Raw genomic sequence first — 17932 nt, forward strand, 5'->3', positions numbered from 1 at the left:
TCCGACGGAGTCAGAATGAAAAAATGGATAGCAGGTGCGGTATTACCGCTGATGATTATCGCGCTTAACGGTTGTCTGCGGGTGGAAGTGGCCACACCGGATAAACCCATTGATATCAATATGAATGTCAAAATTGAACATGAAATTAATGTCAAAATTGACCGCCAGGTTGAAGATTTGCTGAAAAATAACTCAGCGATATTTTGAGGTGAATAATGCGTAAATTCATTAACAGCGGGCTGGCCGCGCTGACATTACTGATCAGCAGCTCTGCGTTTGCACTGACCCTGGATGAGGCCAAACAGCAGGGGCTGGTGGGCGAAACCTTCAGCGGTTATATCGCGGCCGTGGATAAAGCATCGTCACGGCAGGATGTCAGCGGTCTGGTGAAAGAGATTAATACAGCACGGACACAAAAGTACAGCGAACTGGCACAAACCAACCGGATGAAAGCGGATGAAGTGGCTAAAATCGCCGGACAGAAACTGGTGACCCGCGCGCCGCAGGGAGAATATGTGCTCGGCATCAACGGTAAATGGCTGAAGAAATAGCGAAGCAGCAAAAAAACAGCGCCGGATAATCCGGCGCGGAACAAGGATGATTAATGATGATACTGCTTGTTTTTGTGTTGTTATCCGGTTATGCGGAAAGCGCTTCAACGCACTGACGGGCATTCTGCTGTGCTTTTTCAGCAAAATCCTCACCCATCGAGACACCTTCGGCATAAATAAACTCAATATCGCTGATCCCGATAAAACCCAGGAACTGTGTCATAAACGGCACAATCAGGTCAGATGTCTGATCGCGGTGGAAACCGCCGCGTGCGGTCAGAACAATCGCACGTTTGCCGGTCACCAGCCCTTCGGCACCGTTTTCGGTATAGCGGAAGGTCTTACCGGCGGCCGCAATGAAATCCAGATAGGTTTTCAACTGTGTCGGTATGGTGAAGTTATACATTGGTGCGGTGAATACGATAACATCGTGTGCAAAAAGCTCATCAATCAGTTCAGTCTGTAATGCATTTGCGGACTGCTGACGCTGTGTTAAGGTTCCGCCTGCGGACGCATGCATACCGGAAACAATTTCGTTATCCAGCACCGGGACCGGGTCAGCACTCAGGTCGCGGACAGTGATCGCATCATCTGCATGATTTTTCCGCCATTGTCCGATAAAATAATCCGCCATTTTGTTGGTGTGTGAGTAGTCCGCAAGAATACTGGATTTCAGAACGAGAACTTTTTGCATAGTAAACCTTGTTATTGTGATTCAGCTTATTTATTACGTAATCAGTGTATGAAAGCCGCTGTATAAAGAACAGCAGATAAATTCGGCGCATAACATCAAAAAATCTGACAATGGCCGGATACGGCAAGTTTAATAAAGACACGCGGTGTGCGTTACTCCGAAAACGGGATAACAATGACAGAGGGGAGACCCGCCGCACAAAAAGCCAAACCGTACAGACGGCACGATATTACCTATCAGAAGGACAGCAAGGTGAATTCCCTTCTTAATGAATTAAAACAGTTAATCCCCCATTTATCGCTGCGGGAGCAGCACCAGTTCCGCAAACGGCTGGCGGGTGTGGCGAAGATCCGCAACCCCGAATCTCAGCAGAAGGTACTGGCAGGGTTACAGGATGAGATGCTGCGCGGTATTACCCGCACAGAACTGCGCATTGCCAACCGGCCGGAGATTACCTATCCGGATAATCTGCCTGTCTCGCAGAAGCGCGAAGCGATTTATAACGCGATCCGCGATAATCAGGTGGTGATCATCGCGGGTGAAACCGGATCCGGGAAAACCACACAGATCCCGAAAATTTGTCTGGAGCTGGGACGCGGTATCACCGGGTTTATCGGTCACACCCAGCCGCGCCGTCTGGCTGCGCGGACCGTGGCTTCCCGTATCGCGGATGAACTGAAAGTCCCGCTTGGCGGCGCCGTCGGTTATAAAGTCCGCTTCAGTGATCAGGTCAGTGATAATTCGCTGGTTAAGCTGATGACGGACGGGATCCTGCTGGCAGAATTACAGCAGGACAAGCTGCTGCTGCAATATGACACCATTATCATCGATGAAGCCCACGAACGCAGTCTGAATATCGATTTTATCCTCGGCTATCTGCGCCAGCTGCTGCCAAAACGTCCGGATCTGAAAGTGATTATCACCTCCGCGACCATTGATCCGGAGCGGTTTTCCCGTCATTTTGGTAATGCACCGATTATTGAAGTCTCCGGACGTACCTATCCGGTGGAAGTCCGTTATCGTCCTGTCATGGGGGAAGAGAATGATTCGGATCGTGACCTGACTCAGGGCATTCTGGATGCCGTTCATGAACTGGGACGGGAAAGCGCCGGGGATATCCTTATCTTTATGAGCGGGGAGCGGGAGATCCGTGAAACCGCCGATGCCCTGAATAAAGCAGATTTGCGCCATACCGAAGTGCTGCCGCTGTTTGCCCGTCTTTCCAACAGCGAACAGAACCGGATTTTTCAGCCGCACACCGGCCGGCGTATCGTACTGGCCACTAACGTGGCGGAAACCTCACTGACCGTGCCCGGTATCAAATATGTGATTGATACCGGATTTGCCCGTGTCAGCCGCTACAGCTACCGGACAAAAGTCCAGCGTCTGCCGATAGAACCGATTTCGCAGGCCTCGGCAAACCAGCGCAAAGGGCGTTGCGGTCGTGTTTCTGACGGGATCTGCATCCGCCTCTATTCTGAAGATGATTTCCTGTCACGGCCGGAATTTACCGACCCGGAAATTCTGCGTACCAATCTGGCCTCCGTTATTCTGCAGATGACCGCGATCGGGCTGGGGGATATCGCCGCCTTCCCGTTTGTGGAAGCGCCGGATAAACGCAACATCCAGGATGGCGTCAAACTGCTGGAAGAACTGGGAGCTATCGACGGTAAAACCTCCGCCGAAGGGCATTATCATCTGACACAAACCGGCCGTCAGCTGGCGAAACTGCCGATTGACCCGCGTCTGGCGCGGATGGTGCTGGAAGCCCGTAACCACGGCGCGGTGCGGGAAACCATGGTGATCGCCGCCGCACTCTCCATCCAGGATCCCCGTGAGCGTCCGCTGGAGAAACAGCAGGCGTCCGATGAAAAACACCGCCGCTTTGCGGATAAAGAATCTGACTTTATTGCCTTTGTGAATCTGTGGAACTATCTGAAAGAGCAGCAGAAGGTGTTATCCAACTCGCAGTTGCGCAAACAGTGTCGTCAGGAGTTTCTTAACTATCTGCGGATCCGCGAATGGCAGGATGTGTATACCCAGCTGCGTCAGGTGGTGAAAGAGCAGGGAATTCCGGTGAACAGCGAACCGGCGGATTATAAAAGTGTGCATCTGTCGCTCCTGAGCGGTCTGCTGTCCCATGTCGGGCAGAAAGACACGGAAAAACAGGAGTTCACCGGTGCACGTAATGCGCGGTTCTCTGTCTTCCCGGGCTCCGGCTTATTTAAGAAGCCGCCGAAATGGGTAATGGTGGCGGAGCTGGTGGAAACCAGCCGGTTATGGGGGCGTATTGCCGCTAAAATCGAACCGGAATGGATAGAGCCGCTGGCACCGCATCTGGTGAAATATCACTACAGCGAGCCGCACTGGGAGAAATCACAGGGTGCGGTGATGGCGACGGAAAAAGTCACGCTCTACGGGCTGCCGGTTGTGGCGGGACGTCCGGTGAACTACGGTAATATCGATCCGGCGCTGTGTCGTGAACTCTTTATCCGTCATGCGCTGGTGGAAGGTGACTGGCTGACCCGTCATGCGTTCTTCCGGGAAAACCAGAAACTGCGTAACGAAGTGGAAGAACTGGAACACAAATCCCGGCGCCGCGATATCCTTGTGGATGATGAAACTCTGTTCAGTTTCTACGATACCCGCCTGCCGCCGGATATTATCTCGTCACGCCACTTTGATAACTGGTGGAAACGGGAACGGCTGCAGAAACCGGATTTTCTCAATTATGAGAAAAACATGCTGATCCGCTCCGATGCTAATCAGGTAACTGCACAGGATTATCCGAACTACTGGTATCAGGGGGATCTGAAATTCCGCCTGAGCTATCAGTTTGAACCCGGAACCGAAGCGGACGGTGTGACCGTACATATTCCGCTGCCGGTACTGAATCAGGTCAGTCCGGAAGGGTTTGACTGGCAAATCCCGGGGCTGCGTGAAGAGCTGGTTATTGCGCTGATTAAATCACTGCCGAAACCGGTACGCCGTAATTTTGTGCCTGCGCCAAACTATGCGGGCGCATTTATGGAGCGGGTACCGGAGCCGCAGGGCGCGTTGCTGGATGCACTGGAGCGGGAACTGCGCCGTATGACCGGCGTCACGGTTGATCGCGAATCCTGGCAGTTGGATCAAATTCCGTCACATCTGAAAATCACCTTCCGTATCACGGGGGATAAACAGAAAAAACTGGCGGAAGGTTACGATCTGGAAGCCCTGAAACTGAGCCTGAAAGAGCAGGTGCAGCAGACACTGTCAGATGTAGTCGATGACGGTATCGAGCAAAGTGGTGCGCATATCTGGCGTTTCGGCGACATTCCCGGCTGCTATGAGCAAAAGCGCGGTGGTTATGCGGTGAAAGCTTATCCTGCACTGGTGGATGAAAAACAGAGTGTCGGGATTAAGGTCTTTGAAACGGAATTTGAGCAGCAACTGGCGATGCAGGCGGGAACGCGGCGTTTGCTGCTGCTGAATATTCCGTCGCCAATCAAATACCTGCATGAAAAACTGCCGAACAAAGCCAAACTGGGGCTGTATTTTAACCCGTACGGCAAAGTGCTGGATCTGATTGATGACTGTATCGCCTGTGGTGTCGACAAGCTGATCGCACAATACGGCGGCGTGGTCTGGCAGGAAGACAAATTCGCGCAGTTACAGGAGTTTGTCCGGGCTGAGCTGAATGAAACCGTTGTCGGTATCGCGAAGCTGGTGGAGCAGATCCTGACCACCACATTTGCCATCAGTAAACGCCTGAAAGGGCGGATTGATATGCAGATGGCGTTTGCGCTCTCAGACATCAAAGCACAGATGAGCGGGCTGGTCTTCCCGGGCTTTGTAACGTCTCACGGCTGGCAGCGTCTGCCGGATATCCTGCGCTATTTACAGGGGATAGAGCGGCGCATCGAAAAACTGGTATCTGACGTTAACCGCGACAGGGCGAACATGAGTAAAATTGAGCATGTTCAGAACCTGTGGAAGCAGTGGCAGGGTAAGTTATCACCGGTGGAGAAACGCAGACCGGAAGCGGAGGCTGTGCGCTGGATGATAGAAGAGCTGCGTATCAGTCTGTTCGCCCAGCAACTGGGAACGCCGTATCCGGTTTCTGATAAACGGATTATTCAGGCAATGGAACAAATCAGCGGGTAAAGTGCCGTTTTTGCGGTATACTGTTTATTTATCCAGTGCCGGTGATTATAGTAACAAACGGGCATATCATCGCCCGTTTTCTTTTGTCCTTTTTCTGTGAATGCATCATTTTAGTTACAACATGCAGTGTGTTTTGATCTCAATCCTCCGCGGGAAGCAACGGTGTTTGTTTGAGTTCAGCAGAGAAAATTGGCGGGATGCGGGGGAGGAGACAAAAAAGCCGGTCAGTGACCGGCTCCTGTTTTCAGATTTTCAGCGCACCAGATACCAGAGTGCGGGAACTGCCGCTATCAGCAGGGCTGCAATAATGCTCCACTCGATAAAATGCAGTGTGGTTTTTATCTCGCGGTTTTTCAGGGCATAGAGAAATACCAGAATACCCGGTGCATAGAGCACAACTGACAGCATCAGATTGATAATGCCGGATGCATAAATCAGCCATAAGCCATACATTGCCGCAATCATACCCACGCCGAGCAGTGCCGGTTTTTTCATTCTCAGGGCGGTTTTTACCAGGAATGCACCGACCAGGAAATAGGGCACCAGAATCATTTCAGAAGCAATGGTCAGCAGCGTATTGTAATTACTGCCGCTGAGCCAGATCAGTACCAGTGCCAGCTGTACCGCACCGTTAGTCATCCATAAAGAGGAGGATGGGGCATTATTCGCATTCTGTTTTTTAAACGGTGACGGGAAAGAGCCATGCAGTGCGGCGATAAACGGCACTTCGGCAGCCATAATTGTCCAGCTCAGGTATGCACCACAGACAGAAATAATCAGACCCGCTGCGATAATAATCTCACCGCTGCCGCCAATCAGGTTCACCATCAGTGTCGCCATTGACGGGTTGCGCATTTCTGCCAGTTCCGGACGGGCAACAACCCCCATTGACAGCAGGGTAACCAGGATATAAATCGTCAGTGCGGAAATCACTGCCATCATTGTGGCCAGGCCGACATCTTTGCGGCGGCGGGCACGGGCGGAAACCACAACAGCACCTTCAATCCCGATAAACACCCACAGGGTGATCAGCATGGTATCTTTCACCTGCTGCCACACAGGTACTCCGAGATCCACACCGGTGAAATCAAGATGGAAGGTATCCCAGCGGAAAGCGATCACGGCCAGTACGATAAACAGGCCGAGCGGCACCAGTTTGGCGAACGTTGCCAGCTTATTGATACCGGCAGCGGTTTGTACTCCGCGCAGTACCAGACAATGCACAAACCACAGCAGAACGGATTCACCAATCAGGGCCTGCCAGGTATTTCCGTCGCCGAAAACAATATTGTCCGGGGTATCCGTAAAAAAACTGAATGCTGCAAACACAATCACCAGATAGGAGACGTTGGCGATCACCGCACATAACCAGTATCCCCAGGCGGAGCAGAAACCAATCAGTTCGCCGAAACCGTCTTTGGCATAGGTAAAGATGCCGCCGTCGAGATCCGGACGCAGCCGGGAAAGCAGCAGCAGGGCGAAAGCCAGAAAGAGGATACCGACACCGGTAATTGACCAGCCGATAATAAGTGCAGCCGGACTGGCAACCTCGGCCATATTCTGCGGAAGACTAAATACACCGGCACCAACCATAGAACTGAGCACTAATGCGGTGAGCGCGGTTAAACTGAGTTTCTTATCCAAAAGACCTTCCCGGTAAATCTGATACGGTAAGCAGGGTATTCATGCAGTCAATCTGACTGAATACGCAAAAATTGGCGCTGATTGTACGGATACCCGGCGGGATATGCAATGTTTAATCATGCATTAATTGCATTATATTATGCATATTTACTGTTTATCAGAACGACAGCAGAAGAATGTAGTGAAAGTGTTAATACCCCGGACAAAAGCCATAAAAAAAGCGTATCAGAGATACGCTTTTTCCGGTGAACTGTCAGGCGGTGATTATTTAAATAAATCGGCGCTGATAGTCACGTTACCGCCGCTGGACTGCCACTGACGGGTGATATGATAATACTTCGCCCCTTTGGCTGCCGCACGTTTGGCGACCTGATAAGAGACTTCCGGTGACGTGGTGTAGTAACCGGTAAAGGTTACGCTGTCAAACGGAGCCATAACAGCGGCTGACGCCTTGTTCAGTTCCTGAACCTGGGTGCCGTCCGGCAGTGTCACGGTATAACGGCCGCTGCGGGAGGACTGGGTTTCAAAGAAACGACCGACATTGTTACCGGCCGTATCAGTGGAAGAGGCCACACCAGGGATTTCGACCTGTTTGGCGGCTTCACCACCGGCAGCCAGTGCGGCACGACCGGCATCAGAATCCGCAGGGATCAGCGCTTCTTCTGTCTGCAGTACACGTTTTGGTGCATCCGCTTTATAGACATATGCAGTGACCAGCTGGTTACCGCCATCGTTGGTGAAAATATTACGGACGATAAAGAAAGAGGCCGCATCTTTTTTCACTGCTTCTTTGGCGATAGCATCGTTCAGATCAGGACTGTTGGCAAAAAAGCCGCTGACAGTGACGGTATCAAACGGCTGAAGGCCGATAGCATCTTTCTCAGGTAATTCATTAACGCCACGGAACTGGCGGTAGCCTTTTTCCTCGGCCGGTGGTGCATCGCGGTGGTAAACATCCGCAACAACACGCATATTGCCGTTATTGTTCAGATCATCGAGGCTCTGGATATAGAAAGCATCGGCACCCATTTTGTCTGCTTTACGCGAAACGGCAGCTGCGGCTTCATAAATAGCATTAAAACGCCCTGTAACTGCAATCCGCTCGAAAGGCTGGTACTGAGCGGCCTGTTCCGGTGTTAATTCCTGTGCCGCCTGAGCGGGGAGCAGACTGGTAAATGAAAAAAACATCGCAGATGCGATGACCGTTGTTTTCAGCTTCATACAAAATCCTTCCGCCTTGCGCAATTAATATTCATAACGTGCTGAACCTGTAAATTTTATATCCTGGCCGCACAATTATGACATGTATTTGTGCTTGTTGTCGCTTTAATTTATCGTGCAATCTAACGACTGTTAATCATACAGCTATTTTTACCATAAATTTATGCAATCATAGTCATTTATCGGCAAAAAAAATTTCCGCCCGGATAAATACCGTTTTAATTTCATTCGGCAAACAAATTAGATGGATCGATATCACATTTTTCAGTAGCTTATTAGGACATATCGGATAAAAGGGTGCTTTTGATCTGGATTTGTGCAGTTGGTTGTTTTTTTACGCACATGTCCGACCAATCATCCGTAAAACACTTGAGCTTATATAAGGGAACATTATGCGTATTGGTGTACCAAAAGAGCGACAGTCCAGTGAAACCCGGGTCGCCGCCACGCCGGCAACAGTAATACAACTGAAAAAACTCGGATTTGATGTGGCTGTTGAAACAGGAGCCGGTCATCTTGCCAGTTTTGATGACAACGCTTACCGTGAAGCCGGTGCTGATATTGTCAGCACACAGGAAGCCTGGCAGTCTGACCTTATTTTTAAAGTGAATGCCCCTCAGGATGATGAAATTCCGCTGATGAAGGCGGGCAGCTCACTGGTCAGCTTTATCTGGCCTGCCCAGAACCCGCAGCTGCTGGAAAAACTGTCAGCACAGGGTGTTAACGTCTTCGCGATGGATTCTGTACCGCGTATCTCACGCGCCCAGTCGCTGGATGCACTGAGTTCGATGGCCAATATCGCCGGTTACCGTGCGATTGTGGAAGCCGCCAACGCCTTCGGCCGTTTCTTCACCGGGCAGATCACCGCTGCCGGTAAAGTACCGCCTGCCAAAGTGCTGGTTATCGGTGCCGGTGTTGCCGGTCTGGCCGCTATCGGTGCGGCAGGCAGCCTGGGGGCCATTGTCCGTGCCTTTGATACCCGTCCTGAGGTAAAAGATCAGGTTAAAAGTATGGGTGCCGAATTCCTCGAACTTGATTTCGAAGAAACTGCGGGCAGCGGTGACGGTTACGCGAAAGTCATGTCGGAAGCCTTTATTAAAGCTGAGATGGCGCTGTTCGCGGATCAGGCGAAAGAAGTGGATATTATTGTCACCACCGCACTGATTCCGGGTAAACCGGCACCGAAACTCATCACCAGAGAAATGGTTGAGTCGATGAAATCAGGCAGCGTGATTGTTGACCTGGCGGCTCAGAACGGCGGTAACTGTGAACTGACCGTTCCGGGGGAAATCCATACCACGGAAAACGGCGTGAAAATCATCGGTTACACCGACCTGGCGGCGCGTCTTGCCACGCAGTCATCCCAGCTTTACGGCACCAACCTGGTGAACCTGATGAAGCTGATGTGCAAAGAGAAAGACGGACAGATCAACATTGATTTTGATGATGTGGTGATCCGCGGTCTGACGGTAGTGAAAGCCGGTGAAATCACCTGGCCTGCGCCGCCGATTCAGGTATCTGCACAGCCGCAGGCAAAACCGGCCGCTGTGAAAGCAGAGAAAAAACCGGAAAAACCGATGTCACCGTGGCTGAAATACGGCCTGATGGCACTGGCATTTATCCTGTTCTCCTGGCTGGCCAACGTGGCTCCGCCGGAGTTTTTATCCCACTTTACCGTGTTCGCACTCTCCTGTGTGGTCGGCTATTACGTGGTCTGGAATGTCAGTCATGCGCTGCATACCCCGCTGATGGCGGTGACCAACGCAATTTCGGGGATTATCGTTGTCGGCGCACTGCTGCAAATCGGCAGCGGCGGCTGGGTGACATTCTTCTCCTTTATTGCGGTACTGATTGCCAGTATCAATATTTTCGGCGGATTCACCGTCACACAGCGTATGCTTAAAATGTTTCGTAAGGGGTAATGAATATGTCGGGCGGAGTCGTTACAGCGGCATATATTGTTGCCGCAATCTTATTTATTTTCAGTCTGGCCGGGTTATCCCGCCATGAAACCTCACAACGGGGTAACCTGCTGGGTATTACCGGTATGGCTATCGCGCTGGTTGCCACCATCTTCGGGCCTTATTCCGCCAATATCGGCTGGATTATTGTTGCTATGGTGATTGGTGCGGTAATCGGTATTCGTCTGGCACGTAAAGTCGAAATGACCGAAATGCCGGAGCTGGTTGCTGTTCTGCACAGCTTTGTGGGCCTGGCGGCGGTACTGGTCGGTTTCAACAGCTATATGGATCACAACCAGGCACTGACCTCGGCAGTGATGAACAATATTCACCTGACAGAAGTGTTCCTCGGCATCTTCATCGGTGCGGTGACCTTCACCGGTTCTATTGTTGCTTACGGCAAATTATGCGGGAAATTATCCTCCAAACCGCTGATGCTGCCTAACCGCCACAAACTGAACCTGGCAGCACTGGTGGTATCCTTCCTGCTGTTATGGACCTTTGTCAAAACTGACAGCACCGGCTTACAGGTCTTCACCCTGATCCTGATGACCGTGATTGCACTGGCCTTCGGCTGGCATCTCGTCGCTTCTATCGGCGGGGCGGACATGCCGGTAGTGGTTTCCATGCTGAACTCCTATTCCGGATGGGCGGCGGCGGCGGCGGGCTTTATGCTCAGCAACGACCTGCTGATTGTCACTGGTGCGCTGGTCGGTTCTTCCGGTGCGATCCTGTCTTACATTATGTGTAAGGCGATGAACCGCTCCTTTATCAGTGTGATTGCCGGCGGTTTCGGTACTGACGGTACGGCATCATCCGGCGATGAAGAGCAGGGCGAACACCGTGAAATCAGTGCGGAAGATGTGGCGGAAATGCTCAAAGGGGCAAGTTCCGTTATTATCACCCCGGGCTACGGTATGGCGGTTGCCCAGGCTCAGTATCCGGTTCACGATATCACTCAGAAACTGCGTGATAAGGGCATTGAAGTCCGTTTTGGTATCCATCCTGTTGCCGGTCGTCTGCCGGGACACATGAACGTCCTGCTGGCTGAAGCAAAAGTGCCTTACGATATCGTGCTGGAAATGGATGAAATCAATGATGATTTCAAAGACACCGACGTGGTGCTGGTGATCGGCGCGAACGACACCGTTAACCCTGCGGCACTGGAAGATCCGAACAGCCCGATTGCCGGGATGCCGGTTCTGGAAGTGTGGAAAGCGCAGAACGTGATTGTCTTCAAACGTTCGATGAATACCGGTTATGCCGGGGTTCAGAACCCGCTGTTCTTCAAAGAAAACACCCAGATGCTGTTTGGCGATGCCAAAGCGAGCTGTGACGCTATTCTGCGCGCACTGTAATCCGGGTAAAAAAGCATAAAATGCACAAGGCGGGTAAATGCGTTACCCGCCTTTTTTTCACTCAGAGGGCTCAGATTAATGAAAAAAATGATGGCCGTTTCACTCTTTCTCTTTTCTGCCTCCGCATTAGCCATTCCGAATATCTGGACATCCGGTTTCGGCCAGGGGTTTATCGAGTACGGGATCAGTAATGACACCGGCGTGACCGTTGTCGTTGCCTGTAACGTCGGGGCGGACCCGGAGGATTATGAAAATTCAATCGATCACAGTATTGATATTTCGGCCGGTGATCATGAAGTGGAAGGGCAGATTGAATTTCTGATTGACGACGAAGCATATTTTGTACCGGACAGCACCAAGAACCGCGCCGGTGCTGCGGCCTGGACCAATCTGACTGAAGCGCTCAGTAAAGCTGCTGAATTTAAGGTTTATTCCGATAATAAAGTAGTCGGTGAATTTAAACCGAATAAGAAGAACGTGAAGAAAGTGCTCGGTGACGGGATGTGTGCGCCATTGTTCTGATTATCGCAGAACGCGCAGAAAATTCCCGCAGAAGCCGTGGCCTCTGCGGGAGACAGGATTAATCATCATCACTGGTATCGATCGGACAAACAAAGCCGTCCGGTTTCACCGCCAGCAAATCACACTTCAGATGGTCGATAACATGTTCTGCGGTATTACCGAGGAACGCGGCAGAAATACCGGTCCGGCCGATAATACCCAGCACCACCACCCCGGCATTCAGTTCACCGCACACTTCCGGGATCACTTTCTCCGGTAATCCCTCATAAACGTGGGTGTACTCCTCACCGATGGAGAATTGCTGGCGCAGCTCTTTCATGGCGATGAGATGCTGGCCGCGCAGCGCGTTATTATAAGTATTCGGGTCAAAATCCGGTAATTCGATAGCGATATTGATAGGCGCTACCGGATAAGCACTGACCAGATGGATTGCCGGGTCTTTCACAATCCGTTTTGCGAGATCCTGTGTCAGCGACACCAGCTTGAGATTCAGCGCATCATGGTAGGATTCTTCATTGGACAGGTTCACACCGACCACCACAGAACCCTGTTCCGGCCAGACTTTATCCTTAACCATCCAGACCGGACACGGACATTTGCGCAGGAGCTGCCAGTCCAGCGGGGTGAAAATCAGAGACTCAAACTTATCATTCTGATGCGCCATTTTCAGCAGCAGATCATGACCACCGCTGACAACTTCCCTGATAATCGCCTCATAAGGCCGGTTATGCCATACCACTTTTACTTCGATATCGATGCCGGCTTCCAGATAATAACGCGCCTGCTGTTTGATCCATGCGCAACGCTGGGCAATCACGCCTTTACGCATGGCATCCCGTTCTTCGGGGGACAACAGGGTGGTCATATCGTATGACAGATCATAGATAGGTAAGAAAGCTTTGATGCGTCCGCCATTGCGTTGCACGATATATACCGCACGCCGTAATGCCGGCTGATCATCCTGATTGGGGTCTATTGCAACTAAGAGGTTCTGATATTCAGACATTCATCTCTCCTCGCGGGGCTGGGCTGGATACGTATCTATAAAGATAAACCAAACGGAAGCAGGAATGTAGGAAATATTCGCATCAGACCGAAATAAACCGGTCTGATGCGTTTTACGGCAGCCAAAAATGTTGCCGGGGAAGGAATTACTAATCCTGTGGCAGTGCAGGTACTTTACCGGCCAGTGCCGCCAGCTGTTCCATATCTTCGATGGTGATATATTTACCTTTTACCGCCAGCATTCCGCTTTTCTGGAAACGGCCCAGCAGACGGCTGATGGTTTCGACCGTCAGACCCAGATAGTTACCGATGTCGCCACGGGTCATGGTCAGGCGGAATTCGCGCGGGGAGAAACCGCGCTGGGCAAAACGGCGGGACAGGTTATAAATAAAGGCCGCGAGGCGCTCTTCCGCATTCTTTTTGGAGAGCAGCAGGATCATTTCCTGGTCGCCTTTGATTTCGCCGCTCATCAGGCGCATCATTTGCTGGCGCAGGTTAGGCATTTTGCCGGACAGGTCATCCAGGGTTTCATACGGAATCTCACAGACCATAGACGTTTCCAGCGCCTGGGCGAAACTCGGATGCTCGGTATTGATAATGGCATCAAAGCCGACGAGGTCACCGGCAAGATGGAAACCTGTGATCTGCTCATCACCTTCTTCGGTGATGGTGTAGCTCTTGATGGTCCCGGAGCGGATTGCATACAGTGATTTCAGCTCATCTCCGGCTTTAAAGAGTGCCTGGCCTTTCTGGATAGGCTTTTTGCGCTCGATGATATTATCGAGCTGATCCAGCTCATGCTCATTGAGCGTGAACGGGATGCAAAGCTGGCTGATGCTGCAATCCTGGCAGTGGATCGCGCAGCCACCTGATTGAATTCTACGTACTACACGTTTTTCCGGGATCATAGGCTTGCTCTTGAAATAATATTGATTTGAATCAATTTTATCACAGACTACCAAAAGTGGTAAGTGGTCTGAGTTTAAATATCGTCATACCGGGCTGAAAACAGGGGCATAATATTGACATATTATGCTTTTTTCGTGATGTCATAATGTGAATTATTTGATTAAACTCTCAATAATCCGGTTTAAAATAACAGAGGGAGGGAATGCAGGTCAATTTCCTGCTCATCAGTATGTTAATAAATGGATTAAATATGAATAATGCGTTCTTTTCACGTTATAAAGTGGTGTGATACATTAAAAAACATCACAAATAAATAACGAAAAGAAACACGGTCCGGCACAGATAAAAATATAAAAAAGCAGGAGCCGGACATAATACACCGTCATAAACCCGCAGTGCTATCTTTGATATGCTGCATTATGCTGAAACCGTAATTTGCCTGACTCGTCATAAAACGACAGGTATTACAAAACCGGGACTGTTTAAGGAAAAGTAATGATGTCATATGCATTACCTGAATCGATGATGGCAATTGATATAACCCGGCACGGTGGCCCGGATGTATTACAGGCGATTGAGATGCCGTTGCCGAAGGTACAGGGAGAATACCTGCTGGTTAAAGTCGCCGCCGCCGGTGTCAACCGGCCTGACGTCTTCCAGCGTCAGGGCAGTTACCCGCCGCCGCCGGATGCTTCCCCGATTCCGGGACTGGAAATCGCGGGTGACGTTGTGGCTGTCGGGGAAGACTGCAAACGCCGTCAGGTCGGTGATAAAGTGTGTGCGCTGGTTGCGGGCGGAGGATATGCGGAATATTGCCTGGTTCATGACAGTATCGCGCTGCCGCTGGAAAACCTGAGTTACACGGAAGCGGCGGCCATTCCGGAAAATTTTTTCACCGTGTGGGCGAACGTCTTTCAGACCGGCAAACTGCAGAGTGAAGAGAGTGTGCTTATCCACGGCGGCACCTCCGGTATCGGCAGTGTGGCGATCATGCTGGCGAAAGCCTTTGGTGCCACGGTTTACACCACCGTCGGCAGCAGTGAAAAAGCAGAACTTGCCCGGCAACTGGGAGCCGATCACGTCATTAATTACCGTGAAGAGGATTTTGCACAGGTCATTCCGGAACTGACCGGCGGTCAGGGTGTAAATATGGTTGTTGACCTTATCGGTGGTGATTATGTCAGCAAAAACTATGAGGTTGCGGCTAAAGGCGGGCGGATTATCCAGATCGGCCTGATGCGAGGTAACCCGCAGAACCTGAATCTGATGCCGCTGATGGTAAAACGCCTGCTGCATACCGGCTCGACACTGCGCGCGCGGACACCGGAAGAGAAGGCTGTGATTGCCCGGGATCTTGCCCATAAAGTCTGGCCGCTGCTGCGGTCAGGAAAGGTCAAGCCACTGGTCAATTATACCTTTAACCTCTCGGATGCGGCACAGGCCCACCAGCTGATGGAGTCCGGCGATTTAACCGGAAAAATTGTTCTGATTAATCCTGACTTCTGATTTTCTTCCTTTATACCTGCACTGTCAGTGTGTTTCGCACCATTTGCTGATAGTGCAGGTCACTTCCTGCTATGCCATGCTGTGATAGTGATAATCATTCCCGTTAAAAGATAAAAAGTGCTATTTTAGATATATCTAATTTGATCTTTTTATTCCGGGAGACTATAGTAGTTCCTGAAGGCAAAACAGATATATCTAAACTCTGATTTTGCTGATTATCATTATTTATCACAAAAGGAATTTATTATGTTTCTTCATGCTTTACGCCACCGCGCCTGTGATTCACAGGAAGGGCGTCAGCGCCGCGGGGGTCATGGCGGCCGTCACGGGGAACACCACGGACAAGACGGGCACCGTTGCCACGGCGAACATCACGGTCACGACGAACACCGCAGCCATTGCTGTCATGGTGATCATCACGGACATGACGGACAACACGAACATGGTTGCCACGGCGATCATCATGAGCACCACGAAGGCCACGGTTGTCACGAAGGGCGCGAACATGGTCGTCACCGCGGTCGCGGAAAAGGGCTTCGCCGTCTGCTTGATCATGGTGATCTGCGTATTATGATGCTGGCCAATCTTAACCAGAAACCGAGTCACGGTTATGAGTTAATCAAATCTATCGGTCAGCTGACTTCCGGCCTCTATACACCGAGTCCGGGCGTGATTTACCCGACACTGACCCTGCTTGAAGATCAGCAGCTGATTGTCGCGGAAAACACCGGTAACGGCCGTAAAAGCTACAGCCTGACACCGGAAGGCAAAATGCATCTGGAAGAGAACACCAATGTTCTGGAACAGATTGCACAGCGCCTGCAGGAGACCAAATCTTTCCGCCGTGGTTCTCTGTTATCGGATGAAATCGAGCAGGCTCTGGGGAATTTACGGGCACTGCTGCGCCATAAACTGGTCACCAGTGAACTGGATGAAACCAAGCTCGGGCAGATTGCCGATATTCTTAATGATGCAGTACGGAAAATAGAAGCGGTTAACGACGCTCTGAGTAAAGAAGGGGAATAACATGGCGGAAAACACCACCTCCGGAAAAATCCCGCCGGAAAAGCCGGTTCAGGATGAAAAACAGGAAGCGGTGAACACCGGCAGACCCGCAGATAAGTCGTGTCCCAGCTTACCGTTTTCCTATTTACGCCGCGCCTTGCGCAATAAGGTCGGCAAACACGAATAACCGGGGCGCAGAGAATGCGCCCGGGTTGTGCAAAAAAATCAGCGTGATTTCAGCGCGTGAATTAATTTATCCATGCCTGCGGCGAGTTTATCACGCGGGCATCCGGCATTGAGACGCAAAAATCCGCGTCCTTCCTCTCCGTAGGTATATCCCGGCATGATCGCCACTTTTTCCTGTGTTATCAGAGCATGTTGCAGGGCATTATCATCAACATTCAGCGGGTTCAGATCTATCCACGCCAGATAGGTAGATTCCGGCACCTGCCAGTTCAGCTGCGGAAATTCAGCATCCAGCCGCTGCTTTATATAATCCAGATTAGCAAAGAGATAATCACGCAGCTCATCCAGCCACGGCGCACCTTCGCGGTAGGCGGCGATATGGGCGATAACCGCCAGTACCGCAGGTGAAGAGAGCCCGTCACAGGCTTTCAGCTGATGAAAATAGGCTTCGCGGGAGGCAGTATCTGAAATCAGCCCGTAAGCGCCGGTCAGTGCCGGGATATTGAAGGATTTGGACGCTGAGGTGAATAACGCCCACTCCCCGCGTCCGGTTTCAGACCACGGCGTGTGCTGATGTGGCGCCCGGCACAGATCCATATGAATTTCATCACTGATCACCCGCACATTATGCCGTTCGCACAATTCTGCCATGGTGGTCAGTTCTTCACGGGTCCAGACTTTCCCGGTCGGGTTATGCGGGCTGCACAGCAGCAGAATCCGCGTCTTCGGTTTCGCAAGCAGGGATCCCAGCGCATCCATATCGCACCACCAGCCCTCTGCCGTTCTTTGCAGCGGGCAGGGAACGACGGTGCGCTGATTACCGGTGATCGTCTTATAAAATGCATCATACGCCGGGGTATGCACCACCACACCGTCACCGGGCTGTGACCACAGACGGATCATCTGGCTGACCATATAAATCACCGACGGCCCGTACACCAGCGCCTGAGTATTAATCTGCGCCTGGAAACGGGATGAAAACCAGTGTGCAACAGCGCTGAGAAAATCATTGTGCTGCCAGCGGCTGTAGCCGAATACGCCGTGTGCTGTGCGTTCTGAAATGGCTTTCAGGATCACCGGTGCGGTGACGAAGTCCATATCTGAGATAGTAAAAGGCAGTAAGTCCGCCTGACCAAAGCGATCCTGCACAAAATCCCATTGCGTGCAGTAAGTGCCGTGGCGGTCAACCGGGACAGAAAAGAGAGAGGACATAGTTTCTCCGGA

15 protein-coding genes are annotated in these 17932 nt (G+C 51.3%); 9 read left to right on the plus strand and 6 right to left on the minus strand.

From position 1 onward, the window contains the following. The first annotated feature begins 15 nt into the window (after positions 1–15). A complete protein-coding gene (locus tag ACSBQN_RS05750; RefSeq protein ID WP_004237534.1) occupies positions 16–207 on the plus strand; it encodes a YnbE family lipoprotein in 192 nt (63 codons plus the stop codon). An 8-nt stretch (positions 208–215) separates the two neighbouring features. Continuing rightward, complete coding sequence (locus ACSBQN_RS05755; RefSeq protein WP_036407927.1) at positions 216–551, plus strand: YdbL family protein; 336 nt, start codon at positions 216–218, stop codon at positions 549–551. An 88-nt stretch (positions 552–639) separates the two neighbouring features. On the opposite strand, the gene ACSBQN_RS05760 is transcribed toward ACSBQN_RS05755, so the two are convergent. Next, complete coding sequence (locus tag ACSBQN_RS05760; protein ID WP_024473021.1) at positions 640–1245, minus strand: FMN-dependent NADH-azoreductase; 606 nt, start codon at positions 1243–1245, stop codon at positions 640–642. Between the two features lie 174 nt (positions 1246–1419). On the opposite strand from ACSBQN_RS05760, the gene hrpA reads away from it, so the two are divergent. Then, entirely contained in the window at positions 1420–5391 is a 3972-nt protein-coding gene (hrpA, locus tag ACSBQN_RS05765; RefSeq protein ID WP_434991632.1) for an ATP-dependent RNA helicase HrpA, read from the plus strand. A 252-nt stretch (positions 5392–5643) separates the two neighbouring features. Here the strand turns inward: hrpA and ACSBQN_RS05770 are convergent, their stop codons facing one another. Both ACSBQN_RS05770 and ydgH read right to left on the minus strand, forming a co-directional pair. Beyond that, the gene (locus tag ACSBQN_RS05770) at positions 5644–7035 is read right to left on the minus strand and encodes an amino acid permease (RefSeq protein WP_004237538.1); all 1392 of its coding nucleotides are present in this window, start codon (positions 7033–7035) and stop codon (positions 5644–5646) included. A gap of 264 nt (positions 7036–7299) precedes the next feature. After that, positions 7300–8256 carry a DUF1471 family protein YdgH gene (gene ydgH / locus ACSBQN_RS05775; protein WP_004237539.1) on the minus strand — a complete coding sequence of 319 codons (957 nt, stop codon included), beginning with the start codon at positions 8254–8256 and terminating at the stop codon, positions 7300–7302. A gap of 392 nt (positions 8257–8648) precedes the next feature. On the opposite strand from ydgH, the gene pntA reads away from it, so the two are divergent. The 3 genes from pntA (at position 8649) to ACSBQN_RS05790 (ending at position 12097) form a co-directional block, all read left to right on the plus strand. Beyond that, the gene (gene pntA, locus ACSBQN_RS05780) at positions 8649–10178 is read left to right on the plus strand and encodes a Re/Si-specific NAD(P)(+) transhydrogenase subunit alpha (protein WP_004237540.1); all 1530 of its coding nucleotides are present in this window, start codon (positions 8649–8651) and stop codon (positions 10176–10178) included. A 5-nt stretch (positions 10179–10183) separates the two neighbouring features. Further along, positions 10184–11575 carry a Re/Si-specific NAD(P)(+) transhydrogenase subunit beta gene (gene pntB, locus ACSBQN_RS05785; protein WP_004239384.1) on the plus strand — a complete coding sequence of 464 codons (1392 nt, stop codon included), beginning with the start codon at positions 10184–10186 and terminating at the stop codon, positions 11573–11575. Between the two features lie 78 nt (positions 11576–11653). Further along, positions 11654–12097 (plus strand): hypothetical protein, encoded by a 444-nt coding sequence (locus tag ACSBQN_RS05790; RefSeq protein WP_024473023.1) that lies wholly within the window; start codon positions 11654–11656, stop codon positions 12095–12097. 58 nt (positions 12098–12155) lie between these two features. Here ACSBQN_RS05790 and uspE read toward each other — a convergent pair whose 3' ends face one another. Both uspE and ACSBQN_RS05800 read right to left on the minus strand, forming a co-directional pair. After that, a complete protein-coding gene (gene uspE, locus ACSBQN_RS05795; RefSeq protein WP_004237543.1) occupies positions 12156–13103 on the minus strand; it encodes a universal stress protein UspE in 948 nt (315 codons plus the stop codon). Between the two features lie 148 nt (positions 13104–13251). Continuing rightward, the gene (locus ACSBQN_RS05800) at positions 13252–14010 is read right to left on the minus strand and encodes an FNR family transcription factor (protein ID WP_004237544.1); all 759 of its coding nucleotides are present in this window, start codon (positions 14008–14010) and stop codon (positions 13252–13254) included. 496 nt (positions 14011–14506) lie between these two features. On the opposite strand from ACSBQN_RS05800, the gene ACSBQN_RS05805 reads away from it, so the two are divergent. The 3 genes from ACSBQN_RS05805 (at position 14507) to ACSBQN_RS05815 (ending at position 16709) form a co-directional block, all read left to right on the plus strand. Then, on the plus strand, positions 14507–15517 hold the full coding sequence (locus tag ACSBQN_RS05805; protein WP_024473024.1) for an NAD(P)H-quinone oxidoreductase: 1011 nt from the start codon (positions 14507–14509) through the stop codon (positions 15515–15517). A 246-nt stretch (positions 15518–15763) separates the two neighbouring features. Further along, positions 15764–16543, plus strand: a complete 780-nt coding sequence (locus tag ACSBQN_RS05810) for a PadR family transcriptional regulator (RefSeq protein ID WP_052116624.1) — start codon at positions 15764–15766, stop codon at positions 16541–16543. Position 16544: 1 nt separating this feature from the next. Continuing rightward, positions 16545–16709, plus strand: coding sequence for a hypothetical protein (locus tag ACSBQN_RS05815; RefSeq protein ID WP_004237547.1), 165 nt, complete (start codon positions 16545–16547; stop codon positions 16707–16709). 38 nt (positions 16710–16747) lie between these two features. Here ACSBQN_RS05815 and ACSBQN_RS05820 read toward each other — a convergent pair whose 3' ends face one another. After that, positions 16748–17920 carry a MalY/PatB family protein gene (locus ACSBQN_RS05820; protein WP_354632788.1) on the minus strand — a complete coding sequence of 391 codons (1173 nt, stop codon included), beginning with the start codon at positions 17918–17920 and terminating at the stop codon, positions 16748–16750. Between the last annotated feature and the right edge of the window lie 12 nt (positions 17921–17932).

It is taken from the genome of Morganella sp. B601 (genome assembly GCF_051172335.1).
Classification (GTDB): domain Bacteria; phylum Pseudomonadota; class Gammaproteobacteria; order Enterobacterales; family Enterobacteriaceae; genus Morganella; species Morganella morganii.